We start from the raw sequence: 16,039 nt of genomic DNA on the forward strand, positions 1-16,039 counted from the left end.
CCCGGTCGTGCCCACCATTCTTGCCCGCCTGCGCGCCGAAACCCGCCCGTACCACGACGCGCTGGAAGCGGGGGCTTTCAACGAAGCCCTGCGGGCGGGCGCCCCCACGCCCACCGGTACGGCGCAGTTTCTGGAGCGGATGTATGGGTTTTTACAGCCCTACGAAGCTGCCCTGCGAGCGCACGCCGCGGAATTGGGACCCGCCTGGGAACTGCCACAGCGCTACCGTGCCCAATTAATTCTGGAAGATTTGGGCCGGCCGGCCGCCGACCCCGGCCTGCCGCTGTGCCCGGCCATGCCGCCGCTGCGCACCGTGCCCCAACTGCTGGGGGCCCTCTACGTGATGGAAGGCTCGACGCTGGGCGGGCAGGTGATTACCCGGCAACTGGAACGGGCGGGCATCCCGCAGCGGCGGTATTTTTCGGGCTATGGCGAGCGAACCGGACGCCTGTGGAAGACGTTTGGCCAGCTATTGACCGAGGCCGCTACGCCGGCCACGGCCGATGACATTGTGGCCTCGGCCGCGCTTACTTTTCAACACCTTGCTGCGTGGATAAACCAACCGTGAGCTACGCCGACGAGCGCCTGCTCGGCACGCCCATTACCCTGACCAACTGCGACCGGGAGCCGATTCACATTCCCGGCGCCATTCAGCCCTACGGCTGCCTGCTGTGCCTCGACGAGTACACCCGGCGCATCGTGCAGGCCAGCGCCAACACCGCAACCTACCTCGGCCAGTCGGCCGAAAGCTTGATTGGGGCCGACCTTTCCCAGGTGCTGGCCCCCGACCAGCAGGCCAAAGTGGAAGCGTTGTTCGACACGCTTGGCGCCGCGCCCCAGCTGCTGGGCGTCCGGCTCGACCCCGTGGCCGGGCGGCCCTACTTCAAAATCATCCTGCACCGCTACGACGGGGTGCTGTGGCTGGAGTTTGAGCCCGTGGACCAGCCCGAGGCCTCGCCGCCCGACTTGCCCTTTCTGAACGCGGCCATGGGCCAGATGCTGGCCGCGAGCACGGTGCTGGAGTTTTGCCAGCACACCGTGGACCAAGTGCGCGCCATCACGGGCTTCGACCGGGTGGCCATCTACCGCTTTGCGGCCGACGAGAGCGGCGAAGTCGTTGCCGAAGCCAAGCGCGACGACCTCGCCCCCTGGCTGGGCGTTCATTACCCCGCCTCCGACATTCCGCAGCAGGCCCGGGCCATGTACCTCAAAAACTGGCTGCGCTTCATTCCCGACGCCGGGTATGCGCCCGTGCCGCTGGTGCCGGTGCGCAACCCCGTGACGGGCCGCCCGCCCGACATGACGTACGCCGTGCTGCGCAGCGTGTCGCCCATCCACCTGGAATACCTGCGCAACATGGGCTCGGCGGCCACCATGACCATTTCGCTCATTCAGAACGGCAAGCTCTGGGGCATGGTGACCTGCCACCACCTCAGCCCCCGGCTGATAAGCTACGAGCTGCGCGACCTGTGCCAGTTCATCGGCAAAACGTTTTCGGCCCTGCTCAGCAGCAAAGAGCAGCTCGATGACACCGAGTACCAGTTGCGCATCACTGAGCGGCAGAGCGAACTGTTTGAACACGTCACGGTGTCGGGCCAAACCCATTTTGTGGACGGCCTGTGCCAGCATTTTCCCACGCTGCAGGACGTGTTTGACTGCGGCGGGGCCGCGGTGTGCTTCAACGACGAAATCACCACCTTGGGCGCTACGCCCACGCCTGACCAAATTCGGGAACTGCTGGGCTGGCTGCAGGCGCACGCGGCGGAAGACGTGTTTTCGACGACTTCCTACGCCGCCCTCAACCCGGCGGGGCTGGAGATTCGGTCCACGGCCAGCGGCATCATTGCCGCTTCGCTGGCCGATGCGCCCGGCAACTACCTGCTGTGGTTTCGGCCCGAGCAGGTGCGGACCGTGACCTGGGCCGGCCAGAACGAAAAGCCGCAGACCCTGGCCGACGGCCAGATTTTCCTCTCGCCCCGCCAGTCCTTTGAGGCCTGGAAGCAGCTGGTGGAAAACACTTCGGCCCCGTGGCGCCCCATGGAGCTGGAAGCCGCCAAGGAAATCCGCCTGCGCATTTCTGATATTCGCCTCAAAGTGTTTAACGAGTTGCAGGACCGGGCCCGAAGCCTCACCCGCCTCAACGCCGAGCTGGCCCGCAGCAACGACGACCTCGACTCGTTTGCGTACGTGGCCTCGCACGACCTGAAAGAGCCCTTGCGCGGCATTCACAACTATTCGCTGTTTCTGCTTGAGGACTACGCCGACCAGCTCGACGAAGAGGGCGTGCACCGCCTTCGCACCCTGGTGCGCCTGAGCCAGCGCATGGAGTCCCTGATTGAGTCGTTGCTGCAACTTTCGCGCGTGGGCCGCGCCGAGCTGGAACTGGAAAGCGTCGACCTCAACGAGGTGCTGGACGAAGTGCGCGACCTGCTGCAGCTGCGCTTTGAGGAAACGCACACCCAGCTGGTGGTGCGCGACCGGCTGCCCACCGTTTTGGGCGACCGGATTCGGCTGCAGGAGGTGATTAGCAACCTGTTTTCGAACGCCATGAAGTACAACGACCTGCCGGAAAAGGTCATTCGGATGGGGGAGGCCGCCGTTGACACTTTTCCGGACATAAACCGTGGCAAGTTTTACGTGTTTTACGTACAAGACAACGGCATCGGCATCGACCCGCGCCACCAGACCAATATTTTCAAACTGTTTAAGCGCCTGCACACGCCCGAAAAATACGGCGGGGGTACCGGTGCTGGCCTGGCCATTGCCAAAAAGATGGTTGAAAAACACGGCGGCGCCCTCTGGGTTGATTCGCAACCCGGCCAAGGGGCCACTTTTTACTTTACCATACCTAAATAGCCGGTACTCGTGCTTTTATCGCCTCTCAAACCCATCCTCGTTGTGGAAGACAGCGCCGAAGACTTCATGGCCCTGAGCCGGGTGTTTCGGAAACACGCGCTGCAAAACCCGGTGCTGCGCTGCGAAGACGGCGACCAAGCCCTGGAATACCTGCAGGGCTACGGCAAGGCATCGGGCTGGCCCCAAACCCTGCCCGCCTTCGTGCTGCTCGACCTGAACATGCCCGGCACCGACGGACGCGCCGTGCTCGAAATCATGAAGCGCGACCCCAAGCTGCTGTCCATTCCGGTCATCGTGTTCAGCACCTCCACCAGCGCCGGCGACATTTCGGACTGCTACCAAATGGGGGCCAACAGCTACCTGACCAAGCCCATTGAGTACGCCGCGCTGGAAGAAAAGGTCCGGCACGCCATTCAGTACTGGCTGGAAACCGCAGAGCTGCCGAAGGCATTGTAGGAACGACGGGCATGAAAAAGATTTTACTCGTTGACGACAACGAGCAAGACCGCGCCCTGTACCGGCGATTTCTGGGCCGGCACCTGGGGTTCGAAAGCATCAGTTTTGAGGAGGCCTCCACGAGCGAAGAAGCCCGGACGCGGTTTTTGGCCTACCGGCCCGACTGCGTGTTGCTCGACTACAACCTGCCCGATGCCGATGGCCTCGACATTCTGGCCGACTTGAAAGCCCTGACGCCGCCCGAAAGCCTGTGCGTGGTGATGGTGACCGGCGGCGGCAGCGAGGAATTGGCCGTGCGCGCCCTCAACGGCGGGGCCCTCGATTATCTGGTGAAGCGGCAGTTCGACCAGGAGCTGCTGGCCAAAACGGTGCTGCACGCCATCGAGAAAAACGAATGGCGGCAGTACGTGGCCCGCTACCACGAGGAGCTGCACGCCGTGAACCAACAGCTGCGCGACTCGCTGGATGCCCTGACGGAAACGCGCCACGAAATCACCCTCAAAAACGCGCAGCTCACGGCCGCCAACACCGACTTGGCCCGCGCCAACCTCGATTTGGACAACTTCGTGTACGCGGCCTCGCACGACCTCAAGCAGCCCGTCGACAACCTGCGGGGCCTGTTTGAAGAATTGCGCGGGTCGGCCACGTTCCGCGACGCGGAAGCGGCCACCGTGCTGCGGCTGGTCGATGCCTCGCTGCAGGAACTGAGCAAAACCATTCACGACCTCTCGGCCGTGGTGCAGGCCGAACGCCTCACGGGCGGCCAGCCCGCCGAAAAGGTGGTGCTGGCCGACCTTGCCAACGAGGTGCTCACGCTGCTTCAACCCCAATTGACGGCGGCGCAGGGCGTTGTCCGCACCGATTTTGATGCGCTGCCGGCCATGCAGTTTGAGCGGAGCAGCCTGCGCACCATCTTGCTCAACCTGCTAAGCAACGCCTTAAAATACCGGCATCCCGAGCGCCCGGCGCAGGTGGAGGTGCGCACCGGCTACGAAGCCGGCCAACCGGTGCTGGACGTGCGCGACAACGGCTTGGGCATCGACATGGAGCGGCACGGGGCAGAGCTATTTCAGTTGTTCCGGCGCTTTCACCCGCAGGCGTCGGCCGGCACGGGGGTGGGCCTGTTCCTGGTCAACCGGCTGGTGCAGGCGCAGGGCGGCCACATCGAGGTAGCGAGCACGCTGGGCGAGGGCACGCGGTTTCGGCTTTATTTGGGTCCGGCTGCCGGTTAACGCCCAGTTCGTGCGGAGTTGATGCATTGCCTGGCGTTAATTTGCCTGCTGGCGGTGGCGCGGAAGCCTAAAACTCCGTTTAAGCCGTTAACATCTGTTCATTCCGTGGTCCATGAAACTATTTAAGTCCGCCGACCTTATCCGCAAAAGCAAGTACATCAGCCGCGACCTCAGCTGGCTGCGCTTCAACTACCGCGTGCTCGACCAGGTGCAGGACGCCAGCCGCGGCCTGTTTGACAAGCTCAAGTTCTTGGCCATCACCAGCTCGAACCTCGACGAATTCTTCATGATTCGCGTGGGCTCGCTCTACAACTACCTCGACTACGGCAAGGAGCGCATCGATTACTCGGGCCTGCGGGAACTGCCGTTTCGGCGCAAGCTGCTGGATTTCGCGCACCGCTTCGTGAACGACCAGAGCCTGACCTACCTCAACGAGCTCAAACCCAACTTCGAAAAGCACGGCTTCAACATCCTCAAGATGGCCGACCTCACGGAGCTGGAAGTGAAGAAGGCCGACGGCTACTTCAAAAACACCGTGTTTCCGCTGCTCACGCCGATGGTGTACGACTCGTACCATGGCTTTCCGCTGATGATGAACCAGATGCTCATCTTCGGGGTAGTGACGCGCATCGGCAACGGCATTGCGGTGGGCCTCGACGGCGAGGCTGAGAAAGGGCAGGAGCGCCTCACCTTCGTGCAGATTCCGCAGAACCTGACGCGCTTCTTCGAGCTCACCCGCAAAGACAAAGTCATTTTTGTGCCCATCGAAGAGGTGGTGCGCGAATTTCTGCCGCGCCTGTTTCGCAACGTCGAGATTGTATCGGCCAACCTGTTTCGCATCACGCGCAACGGCGACTTCACGCTGGAAGAGTCGGACGACATCGACAACGACTTCATCAAGGAAATTCAGGTGGGCCTCAAAACCCGCAAGCGCGGCCGCGTGGTGCGCGTGGAAGTGGAGCCCAATGCCTCGCCGGTGCTCATGCAGGTGCTGCGCGAGCGGTGGAACATCGACAACGGCAACGTCTTCGTCATCAATTCGCTGATTGACCTGAAAGGCCTGTGGCAGATAGTGCGCCACCCCAACTTCCGGGGCAAGACGGCCAAGATGCCCGCGCCGGTGCAGCCCCTCAGCCTGCCCGAAGGCGCCGAAGAAAACCTCTTCGAGTACCTCAAAACGCACGATGTGCTGCTGCACCACCCCTACAACAGCATCGAGCCCATGGTGCGCCTGCTGGAGCAGGCGGCCGTGGACCCGCACGTGCTGGGCATCAAGCAAACCATCTACCGCCTGGCCGACGACTCCCGCGTGAGCGCCGCCCTGCTGAAAGCGGCCGAAAACGGCAAGCACGTGTCGGTGCTGTTTGAGGTGAAAGCCCGCTTCGACGAGGAGAAAAACATCCGCGAAGGCGCCCGCCTGGAGAAGGCCGGCTGCTTCGTGATTTACGGCGTGAGCAAGTACAAGACGCACACCAAGCTCCTCATGATTATCCGCAAGGAAGGGGAGAAGGTGACGCGCTACGTGCACATCGGCTCGGGCAACTACAACGAGCAGACCGCCCGCCTCTACACCGACGTGAGCCTGCTGACGACCAACGACACCTATGGGCACGACGTGTCGGAATTCTTCAACGTCATCACCGGCCACTCGCAGCCCGATGACTACGAGTACCTCATCACGGCGCCCAAGGACATGCGCCAGCAGCTCATTCACCTCATTCGGGAGGAAGTGAAGCAAGCCAAGAAGGGCCTGCCCAGCGGCATCGTGATGAAGATGAACTCGCTCGAGGACAAAGAACTCATCGACGAGTTTTACCGCGCTGCCAAGGCCGGCGTGCCCATTCGGTTTGTGGTGCGGGGCATCTGCTGCCTGCGCCCGGGGCGGCCCGGCCTGAGCGACAACATCGAAGTGCGCAGCATCGTGGGCGAGTATCTGGAGCACACCCGCCTGTTTTATTTCCACAACGGGGGCGACGCCAAGGTGTACGCCGGCTCGGCCGACATCATGGTGCGCAGCTTCGACCGCCGCATCGAAGCACTGTTTTTGATTGTTAATCCGCAGCTTAAGCGCGAGGCCATCAATATTCTCATGCTGAATATGATGGACAACCAAAACAGCTACGTTATGCGCGAAGACGGGGCGTACATCCGGCAGCAGCCCGCCCCGGGCGAACCGGTGGTGAACGTGCACCGTGACTTCTTCAAGCGCGACGAAGCCCTGTTGTCGACGGCTACGCCGGAAGGAATGTTGGCCCTGCTCGAAGTGCAGGCGCAGCGCCGCCTCGACGTAGCCGCCGCACAGCGGGAAGCCGAACAGACCGCCGCCCTGGCCGCCGAAGCCCTTGAGGCCGGCACCGACGATGCCTTTGGCGAAGGCGAGCACGACGAGGCCTGTGAAGACGATGCCACGCCCGTGGGCCACGCCGACGAAGAGGGCGTGAGTGCCGGCGCAGTGAACTCCTAACGGTCAGCTGAGTATTACGCAAAAGCCCCGACGCTGCATAGGCAGCGTCGGGGCTTTTATCGTAAAAAGCGGTTTCAGCACGTACTAGCTCGGGGCGTGCTGTCCGTCAGGACAGGGCGTTACTCCAACTCCGCGGGCATGTTCTGCAGGTCGGGCACCGGCAGCTTGGCGGGGTGGCCGGCTTCGGGGTTCATCTCGTCGAAAAAGTCTTCAAAGAGGGCCTGGAGCATGCCGTCTTTGAGGCCGATGTCGGGCACCACCATGCTGCTGACGTTGGCCCACTGCATGGCCGAGAGGTAGATGTGGCCGGCGGGCACGATGACGTCGGCGCGGTCGGGGTTGAGCATGGCCACGTTCACGCGCTCGTCCATGCTCAGATTGGCCAGGCGGGCCAGCGTGGTTTCGAGGCTGCGGCGCGTCACGGCCTTGTTGGGGGCAGCCGAGGTAAGGCTGTAGAGCTTGTTGATGTTGCCGCCCGTGCCGATGGCGCGTGTCACGTGGTACTGGCGGGCGTTGTGGCGCACCCATTCTTCCATGCGGGCCCAGAGCTCGGCTTGGCCGGCGGTGTTCTGGCCGCTTTCCTCTTCCTGCATGCGGCGGATGGAGCCGATTTCGAACGACTGGGCGGCCACCTTGCGGCGGTCGTGGTAGATGTTGAACTCGGTGCTGCCGCCGCCTACGTCGATGTGCAGGTAGTGGCGCTTGTCTTCCAGCACGTGCTCGATGACGCGGTTGATGTAGAAGGCCTCGTCCTGGCCGTCGATGACTTTGATTTCCATGCCGAGCTCCTCGCGCACGCGGGCCACGATGGCGGCGCCATTAGCGGCCGAGCGCATGGCCGAGGTGGCGCACACCAGGTAGTGGGCCACCTCGTGCACTTCCATCAGCAGGCGCAGCGAGTGCAGGAACTTGACGAACTGGTCTTCCTTGGGCTTTGAAATGTGGCCGGTGGCGAAGACGTCTTCGCCCAGGCGCATGGGAAAGCGCACGTACTCGACGCGCTTGAGGCGATAGCGCCCTTCGTAGTGCAGCACCGCCGAAATCTGACACCGAACGGCGTTGGACCCAATGTCGATGGCGGCGAGCTTACGCAGGGGAAAATGCATGCAGGAGAATCAGGTTAATCGAAAAGGCAAAGGTACGCGGAGGGCTTGGTGTTGGCCGAATCAGGGCCGGTGCTACTTGTCGATGCGGAAGCCCAGGCCAAACTGCAGCAGGCTCACCTCTTCGGAAATCTGGTAGGAAATGGCAAAGGCCAGGGTTTCGACCACCGGCGCGATGTAGACGCCGCCGCCGTAGCCCGTGTGCAGGCCGCCAGACGAGTCGCCCTGGTAGTACACCTTGCCCTGGTCGTAGAAGCCAAACACGCCGTAGTAAAACGGCAGGAAGCCGTTTTTGACCTGGCCCAGCGCCAGGCGCAGCTCGGTGTTGTAGTAGAGGCTGGCGTCGCCGCTGAAGCGGTTGCGGTAGTAGCCGCGCAGGCCCTCGCGCAGGCCAAGCGAAGCGAATTTGTAAAAGGGAATGTCGGCGTCGGGGCCGTAGTTTTTGGCGCCGCCGCCCTTCACCACCAGCGTCACCGGAATGCCGATTTTGGCCGTGCCGTAGTATTCGGCAAAGCCCTGGGTGAGGCCGAAGGTCGTTTCGTTGCCAGACAGCTGGCGGTAGGTGTCGTGCTGGGCGCGCAGGCGCACCCCGCGCCGGGCAAACGACTGCCGGTCGCGCAGGTCGAGGTCGAACACGGCGTTGACGCCCAGCAGGCGCTGGGTGCTGGAGTTGGGGCGAATGTCGGAGCTGCCCGGCGTCTGGTTCAGCACGCCGAGGTAGCTGTTGGCAGCAAAATCGGTGACGTAGTACTCGAAGGTGGGGCCCACCCGCAGCACACTGCGCTGCAGAAACACGCGCTCCAGGAAACCGTTGAGGGTGACGCCGCGGTAGCGGGCGCGGTAGAAGTTGTTGTCGTACAGGTCCTGGCTAAACGCCGTGTTGTTGCCCAGCCCAAAGAAGTTGTAGAAGGGGAAGTAATTGCCGTAGCTGGCCGTGGCCCCCGCGTCAATCTTGCCGATGGCGTAGCGGTGGCGCGTGCTGAGCGTGAGCTGCCGCTGCCCGCCCGTGCTCACTTCGCCCAGGATGGAATACTGGTTTTTGAACCCCGGCTTGCGGAAGCCCTGGGTGATGAACGTGACCCCGGCGCTGGCCGTGAAGCCGTCGTTGCGGTTGTAGCCGAGCCCGATGCTGGGGCGGTAGGTGTTGTACTCAAACTGTTCCCGGTCGTAGGCATTCACGCCCACGCGGGGGCTGGTGCGGTTGTCCGATTCGGAGCCCAGCTTGAGTTCGGTGTCGGGCACGTCGTACACTTTGGTGAGGGTGCGCAGGCCGGCGGCGCGGGAGTCGTCGGCAATCTTGTCCTTGCCGTCGCCGCCAATCACGCGCACCAGAATGCTGTGCCGGCCGCCGTCGCCGGTCACGGTGAACACGTCTTTGCCGCCCAGGCCGTAGAGGCAAACTTCCTCAGTTTCGGCGGGCTTGAAGGTGCGGTCGAACAGGGCTGCGCCCTGGGCGTTGTCGGTGTCGCCGGCCCGGTCAAACATCTGCACGCGCACCTGCCCATCGGGCTGGCGGCTCACCTGAAACACCTCGCCTTTGTTCGAGCCCACCACGTCGACGCGCTTGGCCAGCAGCAGGTAATATTCGTCAATGGCCTTCGGCAATTTCTGGATTCGGAGCTTCAACTTGCGGTTGATGTCGTTGCCGGATAAACTCTGAACTTCAGCGGGGAATTTAGCCGTGGCCTGGTCAATCACGGCCGGCGTCAGCTTGCCCTGCAGGTAGGTGGCGGCCTCCTGCCACTGCTCGCGGCTGAGGCTTTGCAGCAGGTAGCGGTCGAGGTGCCGGGCGGGCCAGTTGAGGCTCTTGAGGTCGTCGAAGTCCTCGCCAAAATTCTCGATGCTGGGCACGGCCCACTCGCGGTTGGCGAGGTAGGTGAGCAGGCCGTTCCAGAGGGTGAAGCTCTGGTCCCGGTCGCGCGGAATGGGGCGGTAGAGCACGCCGCCGTTGGCCTGCTTGTAGCCGGCCCACTTCCAGTTGTCTTCGTGCTTGCCGAAGTCGGCCACCAGCATGTCGAAGGCGCGGGCGCGGGCTAGCTGCGGCGCGTCGACCCGGTTGTCGTGGTCTTTGTAGAGCTTGCGGAAGAGGCCGAAGCTGCGCGTCACCTCATCCGAATTGCCGAAGCCGGGCAGGTTGGGCTTGGGGTCTTTGGGCGAGTCTTCGAGGGTGCCGAGCAGGCCGGCGTACTGCTCGCGGTAGGGGCCGAGCTGCTGGTTGTCGGGCAGGCGGAACAGGCGGGGCCGGGCGTGCAGAATGTCCGTCTGGTCGAGCATGTAGCCGATGGGCAGGTTGGAGTAGGGGTTGGCCGTGGCGGTGATGTCGCGCAGCACATCGGCCGCCACCGAGTTGCGCAGCTCCGGCGGCAGAATGCGGGTCACGTCTTTGTCGACGGACCGGAAAACGTACTCCGAGCTGTCGGCGGCAATGAGCTTGAGCGAGGTGGTCTGGCGGCCACCGCCTTTGCCGGTGGGGCGCAGGCCGCCTTTCTCGGTGCCGAGGTCCAGGGTGGGCACCGTCACGGGCTGCAGCCACGACGAGCGGTAGATTTTGCCAATGAAAAAATTGCGACTGGCGGTGGGCTTGTACTCCGGGCCGGGCACCACGGTGGTGCTGGCCTGAAAGGGAGCGTCGGCCTTGGCCTCCGCCACGGTTTTGGCCGTGCCGGGGCAGTCGGTGATAAAAGGGTTTTGCGGTGCCTGCGAAGCTGCGCCACCAGCGCAGGCCGACCGAAACAGGGTAGCGGTATACGCGTCTTTGGCCGGCTGGTCGTCGTTGCCGAAGGCAAAGACGTGCGTTTTCACGGTGCCATCGGCGAAGTACTCGAGGGTGGTGTAGCCTTCCTCGCTTTTGCTGTAGAGCGACGGCCCCTTGGCGCCCACGTGCTCGCTCTCCACCACGCTGCCGCTCACAATGTGGTAATTGCCCTGGAAGGGCGTGACCTGCAGGCTGTAGTCGTGGGCGGCGGCGTACACCACGCCGGGGTTGCTTTGCAGCGTGTTCAGCAGCTCTTTGCGCAGGTCCTGGTAGCCAGGGTAGGCCAGGTCGCGGGGCGAGCCCACGTTCTGGCGATAAGCGGCGTACACCGTGCCCAGCACGGGCGGGCTGAGGTGGCGCGAGAGGGGCTCGTGGCCGCCGTACACGCCGTTGGTCACCACGGGGTGGTGGCCCAGCAGCAGCACGTTCTTGTTCTTGGTGCCGTCGATGAGGTCTTGCAACTGCTCCCGAAATTCCTCCTTGGTCAGCGTCTTGCAATCGGTGTCAGGCGCTTCGGGGCGGTCGAAGGGATGCGTGAACCAGGGCGTGTTGAGGGCCACCAGGCGCACGAGTGGGGCCACGTCCACCACTTCGGGGCCGGGGCAGCCGTTGGTGGGCACAAAGGCATTTTGGCCGGGCAGCTGCTTTTCAATGTATTTCTCCAGCCGGCGCACGGCCTTGAGGCCGTCGGGGCCGGAGTTGGCCCAGTCCTTGTCGCCGGGCAGAAAGTAGATTTTGCCCTGCGGCAGGCCTTTGACGAGGGCAATGAGGGCGTCGGCGCGGGTGCGCTCGGCTTGGGCGAGGGCAGTGTCGCCTTTAGAAACCAGGCCGGTATTGCCCACGATGTCGCCGAGGTGAACCACCGTGAAAGGCCCGGTTTGCTGCTCCAGCGCGCGGCGCAATTGCTGGAGGCGGGCGGCCGGCAGGTCTTTCTGAGCGGTGTTTCCCAGCAGGAAAACGGTGTGCGCCGGCGGCGCAGTTTGGGCAGAAGCCGTGCCCGTGGCAAGCCCGAGCGCGGCCAGCGCGGAGAGAAATAGTTGGCGCATAAAGAATGAGTATGCACCGGAATACGCAAAACGCGGGGCAAAGTATGCGCGCCTGCTGGTGGGCAGCTAGTTTTCTGCGGGAGCCAGGCGGCGCGGCCGGGCCAGGCGCTGCAGCAGCAGAAGCAGCAGGCACGGCAGCCCTACCCAGCGGGCTTCGCTGGCCAGCACCCGCAAGCCTTTCAATCCCAGAAAAGCCCGGATGCTGATGGGCGAAACCCGAATGGGCCGGAAAGGGAAAAAGTAACGCTCCGGATGCCAGGGGCTGAAAAACGCCACGCCCAGGCCGCCCGTCGTCAGGGCATCGAGCAGGCCGTGCGAGGCCGTGGCCAGAAACAAAAGCAGTGCCAGCCGCCCCGCCGCGGGCCGGTGGGCTGGCCGTGCCAACTGCCCCAGCAGCGTGCCCACGGCCGCCACCACGGCCGCCGCCAGCAGCGAATGCGTAAGGCCGCGGTGGCCCCAGAGGCTGTCGTAGGGCACGCCGAGGCGGTAGCCCACCGAGTCGACATCGGGCAGGGCGGCGCACAGGGCGGCGGCCACCCAGTAGGGCCAGTGGCGGCGGTGGGGAAGCAGGAGCTTGCCGAGGGTGGCCCCCAGGGCGGCGTGGCCAAAAGCGGATGCCATCAACAGAAAAGAAAATGCGCTTGCCCCGCCCAGGCGGGCAAAGCAGGCGCGTGTGAACCCCTACCAGCGGCGGATGAGGCCAACGTGTTCGAGCAGCCAAAGGACCGCCACGATGGCCCCAATGACGAGGGCCTTTGGCCAGAACTCTCGCCAGAACGGATGCTTAGGCCACCGTGTCATCGGGCTGCCAGGTCAGAACCATGTGGTGCACGGGCAGCACCACGAACTCGCGGTGATGGCGCATGTCTTCGTGGTTGCCGAGGGCCCAGTCGAAAGCAGCCTGCTCGGTTTCGAAATCGTGCGGGGCGCCGGGCACGGGCTTCAGGGCCATGTGGTGGGTGTGGTTGACGGGGTCGGTTTCGCTGCGAAAGCCAACGAGGGTGTATTTGGTGACGATTCTGTACATGGAACGAAGAAAAAAAGAGAGGTATGAGCTTCGGGTGAACGCCGGCCCCGGCTTCAGGCGGTGAGTTCGCGCAGCACCCGGGGCACCCCCGTGCTGGCGGGCTCGGCCACGTAGCGCACGCCGCGGCGGCCGGCTTCGGGCTGGTGCGGGTCGATGACGAAGACCGGGCAGCTGGCGGGGGCGTAGTGCAGCAGGCCGGCCGCCGGATACACTTGCAGCGACGTGCCCACCACGAGCAGCACATCGGCCGTGCTCACGATTTCGGCGGCTTCCTCAATGGCCGGCACCATCTCGCCAAACCACACAATGTGCGGCCGCAGCTGCTGGCCGTCGGGCGCCAGGTCGCCCAGCCGGATGTCGCCGGGGCAGTCGAACACGGCCGTGTCGTTGGCCACCGAGCGCATTTGGTTCAGCATGCCGTGCAGGTGCAGCACCTGGCCGGAGCCGGCGCGCTCGTGCAGGTCGTCCACGTTCTGGGTGATGATGCTGACGCGCCAGCCGGGCACTTCCTCAAAGCCGGCCAGCGCCAGGTGGGCGGCGTTGGGCTGCACGGTGCGGGCCTGGGCGCGGCGCTGGTTGTAGAACTCCAGCACCAGCGCGGGGTTGCGGGCAAAGCCCTCGGGCGAGGCCACGTCCTCGACGCGGTGCTCTTCCCAAAGGCCGTTGGTGTCGCGGAACGTGCGGATGCCGGACTCGGCCGAGACGCCGGCACCGGTGAGGACCACAAGGTGCTTCATGTTTGGGGTAGGAGGGTCAGGAGGTGAGGTGCCCAATCGGAACGAAGCGCTAAAATTAACCTTTACAGCGTCACTTCGCCATCCTCCTCGCCGTGCCAGAACTTGATGCGCTTGGCCTGCACGCGGACGAGCACGATGCCGGGCGTATCAATGCCGTCTTTGAACCAGCGCTGGAGCTCGGGCAGCCAGTGCTGGGCGAGGGTGGTGCGCTGGCGGATGAGGGAGGCGGTGCCCACCACGGACACGTACAAATAATCGGGGCCAGAGAAGCCGAGGCTGACGTGGGGGTTCTCCGTGATGTCCGAAACCGTGCGCGAGCCTTCGTAGGTGAAGTAGTAGGAGTTGCCGTCATATTCCACGTCGCCGTTGTTGCTCATGGGGCGGGTGCTGAGTTGGCCGCGGCTGGTGTGGGTGGTAAGCAGGGCGATGTCGAGCTTCGCCATTTTGGCGGCGACGGCTTTGAGGGTGGTTTCGGCCATGGGGCAGGGCGGGGGAAGAAAGGATGAGAGAGGCGTACGCGGCCCGATAAGCAGTAGTTGTTACCACAGCGAAAGTCACTTGTCTGAATCCTAACGACTATAGCGTCGCCACATAAGCACCCACTGCCTCGTGGAAAAGGCGGAAGCTGTGCGATACTTCCGCCAGCCAGTGCTCAAAGCACTGCATAGGCAGAATAAATACCGTGCGCCCTCACCAATGCGCAACGCCGACAGCTGCGTCGATTGGTTGGCGGCAGGAGCCAAGCCTGAAACCAAGCGGAGGATTGGGCGGCGTCCGCATCGCAGTCACTCCGATTTTTAGAAGAACGAAAGACGCGCCGCCGCTCCCGTGACCGGAGCAGCGGCGCGTTTTTCGTAGCGCGGCAACGGATGGAGCTGCTTAAGCCACCACAGGCGCCGGCAGCTCATTCTGAAACGCAAACTCGGCCACCGGCTTGCGGCTGCGGGCGGCTTTTTCGCGGCTCAGGAAAGGCTCCTCCAGTTGCTCGGCCGCGCCCAGGTAGCCCAGGCCAATGACCACGGCCGGTTCCAGACCCTCGGGCAGGTGGAAGTCGCGGCGGACCTTTTCGCGGTCGAATCCGCCCATCACGTGGCCGTGCAGGCCCAGGGCGGTGGCCTCCAAAAACAGGGTGGCGTTGGCGGCGCCCAGGTCGTGCAGGGCGGCGCCGTTGGGCTGGCCGTTGTCGTACTGCGTTTTGGCGAGGGCGATGATGAGCACGGCGGCGTTTTGGGCCCAGGGCTGGTTGCCGGGCATCAGCGTGTCCAAAATTTTCTGGAAGGCTTCGGTATCGGCCTTGTGGGCGTAGATGTATTGCCAGGGCTGCGCGTTCATGGCGCTGAAGGCCCAGGAAGCGGCTTCAAAAACCTGATTCAGGGTTTCCTGCGCCACCGGCTGGGCCGCAAAGGAGCGCGGGCTCCAGCGGCTGCGGATGAGTTCGTGGACGGGGTAAGTAGTAGGAGCGGGTTTCATGGTTTGGTGGGCGCCTCACCCCCCGGCCCCCTCTCCCCGGGGAGAGGGGGAGCCGAGGTGGCACGGCTGCCTTGTTTAAGGGATGATTTATATCAAAGAAGATGGTGAAATATTCGGCGGGCCTCCCCCTCTCCCCGAGGATAGGGGGCCGGGGCGAGGTGCCCACCAGCACAATTAAAACTCCATCGGCACTTCCATCAGCAGCAGTTCGGCGTTGCTGTCGGCGCTGATTTCCAGCTTGTCGGTTTCCCAGATGCCGAAGCCGTCGCGGCGGTGCAGGGCCTGGCCGTTGATGGTCACATCGCCTTCCAATACGAAGGCGTACACGCCGTTGCCGGCTTTTTTCACGGCGTACTCGGCCTTAAAGCCTTGGTCCAAATTGCCGAGGTGGAACCAGGCATCTTGGTGGATGTGGGGATTGTCTCCGTCGCCCACCGGCGACACCACCTGCAGCAGCTGGTTGTGGCGGGCTTCCGGGGCAAACGTCTGCTGGCCGTAGTTGGGCTTGATGCCGCGCTCGTTCGGGAACACCCAGATTTGCAGGAATTTCACTTCCTGGTTGGCGTTGTGGTTTTTTTCGGAGTGGGCCACGCCGGTGCCGGCGCTCATCACCTGCACGTCGTGCTGGCGGATGACCGTTTTGTTGCCCATCGAGTCTTGGTGCTCCAAATCGCCGGAGAGCGGAATGGAGATGATTTCCATGTTGTCGTGCGGGTGCTTGCCGAAGCCCATGCCGCCGGCCACGGTGTCGTCGTTCAGCACGCGCAGGGCGCCGAAGTGCACGCGGCTGGGGTTGTTGTAGCCGGCGAAACTGAAGGTGTGATAAGAATTGAGCCAGCCGTGGTTAGCGTGGCCGCGGGTATTGGCGAGGTGAAGGACGGTGCGAGCCATAA

13 protein-coding genes are annotated in these 16,039 nt (G+C 63.7%); 5 read left to right on the forward strand and 8 right to left on the reverse strand.

All coding sequences use genetic code 11. The features are described 5' to 3' along the window. The first annotated feature begins 7 nt into the window (after positions 1–7). The 5 genes from IC234_RS01830 (at position 8) to ppk1 (ending at position 7,008) form a co-directional block, all read left to right on the forward strand. On the forward strand, positions 8–568 hold the full coding sequence (locus tag IC234_RS01830; protein ID WP_190922124.1) for a biliverdin-producing heme oxygenase: 561 nt from the start codon (positions 8–10) through the stop codon (positions 566–568). Beyond that, entirely contained in the window at positions 550–2,856 is a 2,307-nt protein-coding gene (locus tag IC234_RS01835) for an ATP-binding protein (RefSeq protein WP_190922125.1), read from the forward strand. The genes IC234_RS01830 and IC234_RS01835 overlap by 19 nt, the downstream gene beginning before the upstream one ends. A gap of 9 nt (positions 2,857–2,865) precedes the next feature. Further along, complete coding sequence (locus tag IC234_RS01840; RefSeq protein ID WP_317173311.1) at positions 2,866–3,312, forward strand: response regulator; 447 nt, start codon at positions 2,866–2,868, stop codon at positions 3,310–3,312. Positions 3,313–3,323: 11 nt separating this feature from the next. After that, positions 3,324–4,544 (forward strand): sensor histidine kinase, encoded by a 1,221-nt coding sequence (locus tag IC234_RS01845; protein WP_190922126.1) that lies wholly within the window; start codon positions 3,324–3,326, stop codon positions 4,542–4,544. A 112-nt stretch (positions 4,545–4,656) separates the two neighbouring features. Then, on the forward strand, positions 4,657–7,008 hold the full coding sequence (gene ppk1 / locus IC234_RS01850) for a polyphosphate kinase 1 (RefSeq protein ID WP_223827424.1): 2,352 nt from the start codon (positions 4,657–4,659) through the stop codon (positions 7,006–7,008). Between the two features lie 119 nt (positions 7,009–7,127). On the opposite strand, the gene IC234_RS01855 is transcribed toward ppk1, so the two are convergent. The 8 genes from IC234_RS01855 to IC234_RS01890 form a co-directional block, all read right to left on the reverse strand. Further along, on the reverse strand, positions 7,128–8,114 hold the full coding sequence (locus IC234_RS01855) for a Ppx/GppA phosphatase family protein (protein WP_190922127.1): 987 nt from the start codon (positions 8,112–8,114) through the stop codon (positions 7,128–7,130). A 72-nt stretch (positions 8,115–8,186) separates the two neighbouring features. Continuing rightward, entirely contained in the window at positions 8,187–11,912 is a 3,726-nt protein-coding gene (locus IC234_RS01860) for a BamA/TamA family outer membrane protein (protein WP_190922128.1), read from the reverse strand. Positions 11,913–11,978: 66 nt separating this feature from the next. Next, a complete protein-coding gene (locus tag IC234_RS01865; RefSeq protein WP_190922129.1) occupies positions 11,979–12,533 on the reverse strand; it encodes a metal-dependent hydrolase in 555 nt (184 codons plus the stop codon). Between the two features lie 163 nt (positions 12,534–12,696). Further along, the gene (locus tag IC234_RS01870) at positions 12,697–12,939 is read right to left on the reverse strand and encodes a hypothetical protein (protein ID WP_190922130.1); all 243 of its coding nucleotides are present in this window, start codon (positions 12,937–12,939) and stop codon (positions 12,697–12,699) included. Positions 12,940–12,992: 53 nt separating this feature from the next. After that, entirely contained in the window at positions 12,993–13,676 is a 684-nt protein-coding gene (locus tag IC234_RS01875) for an SIR2 family NAD-dependent protein deacylase (protein WP_190922131.1), read from the reverse strand. 62 nt (positions 13,677–13,738) lie between these two features. Then, complete coding sequence (locus IC234_RS01880; protein WP_190922132.1) at positions 13,739–14,155, reverse strand: pyridoxamine 5'-phosphate oxidase family protein; 417 nt, start codon at positions 14,153–14,155, stop codon at positions 13,739–13,741. A gap of 400 nt (positions 14,156–14,555) precedes the next feature. Then, positions 14,556–15,146, reverse strand: a complete 591-nt coding sequence (locus IC234_RS01885) for a nitroreductase family protein (RefSeq protein ID WP_190922133.1) — start codon at positions 15,144–15,146, stop codon at positions 14,556–14,558. Between the two features lie 174 nt (positions 15,147–15,320). Beyond that, complete coding sequence (locus IC234_RS01890) at positions 15,321–16,037, reverse strand: pirin family protein (protein ID WP_190922134.1); 717 nt, start codon at positions 16,035–16,037, stop codon at positions 15,321–15,323. Between the last annotated feature and the right edge of the window lie 2 nt (positions 16,038–16,039).

The organism is Hymenobacter armeniacus, from assembly GCF_014699055.1.
In the GTDB taxonomy this organism is placed as follows: domain Bacteria; phylum Bacteroidota; class Bacteroidia; order Cytophagales; family Hymenobacteraceae; genus Hymenobacter; species Hymenobacter armeniacus.

Excerpts from the sequence above, each read along its gene's own strand:
- IC234_RS01845 (WP_190922126.1), top strand. The coding sequence starts at position 3,324 with ATGAAAAAGATTTTACTCGTTGACGACAACGAGCAAGACCGCGCCCTG.
- ppk1 (WP_223827424.1), top strand. The coding sequence starts at position 4,657 with ATGAAACTATTTAAGTCCGCCGACCTTATCCGCAAAAGCAAGTACATC.
- IC234_RS01855 (WP_190922127.1), bottom strand. The coding sequence starts at position 8,114 with ATGCATTTTCCCCTGCGTAAGCTCGCCGCCATCGACATTGGGTCCAAC.
- IC234_RS01860 (WP_190922128.1), bottom strand. The coding sequence starts at position 11,912 with ATGCGCCAACTATTTCTCTCCGCGCTGGCCGCGCTCGGGCTTGCCACG.
- IC234_RS01865 (WP_190922129.1), bottom strand. The coding sequence starts at position 12,533 with ATGGCATCCGCTTTTGGCCACGCCGCCCTGGGGGCCACCCTCGGCAAG.
- IC234_RS01870 (WP_190922130.1), bottom strand. The coding sequence starts at position 12,939 with ATGTACAGAATCGTCACCAAATACACCCTCGTTGGCTTTCGCAGCGAA.
- IC234_RS01875 (WP_190922131.1), bottom strand. The coding sequence starts at position 13,676 with ATGAAGCACCTTGTGGTCCTCACCGGTGCCGGCGTCTCGGCCGAGTCC.
- IC234_RS01880 (WP_190922132.1), bottom strand. The coding sequence starts at position 14,155 with ATGGCCGAAACCACCCTCAAAGCCGTCGCCGCCAAAATGGCGAAGCTC.
- IC234_RS01885 (WP_190922133.1), bottom strand. The coding sequence starts at position 15,146 with ATGAAACCCGCTCCTACTACTTACCCCGTCCACGAACTCATCCGCAGC.
- IC234_RS01890 (WP_190922134.1), bottom strand. The coding sequence starts at position 16,037 with ATGGCTCGCACCGTCCTTCACCTCGCCAATACCCGCGGCCACGCTAAC.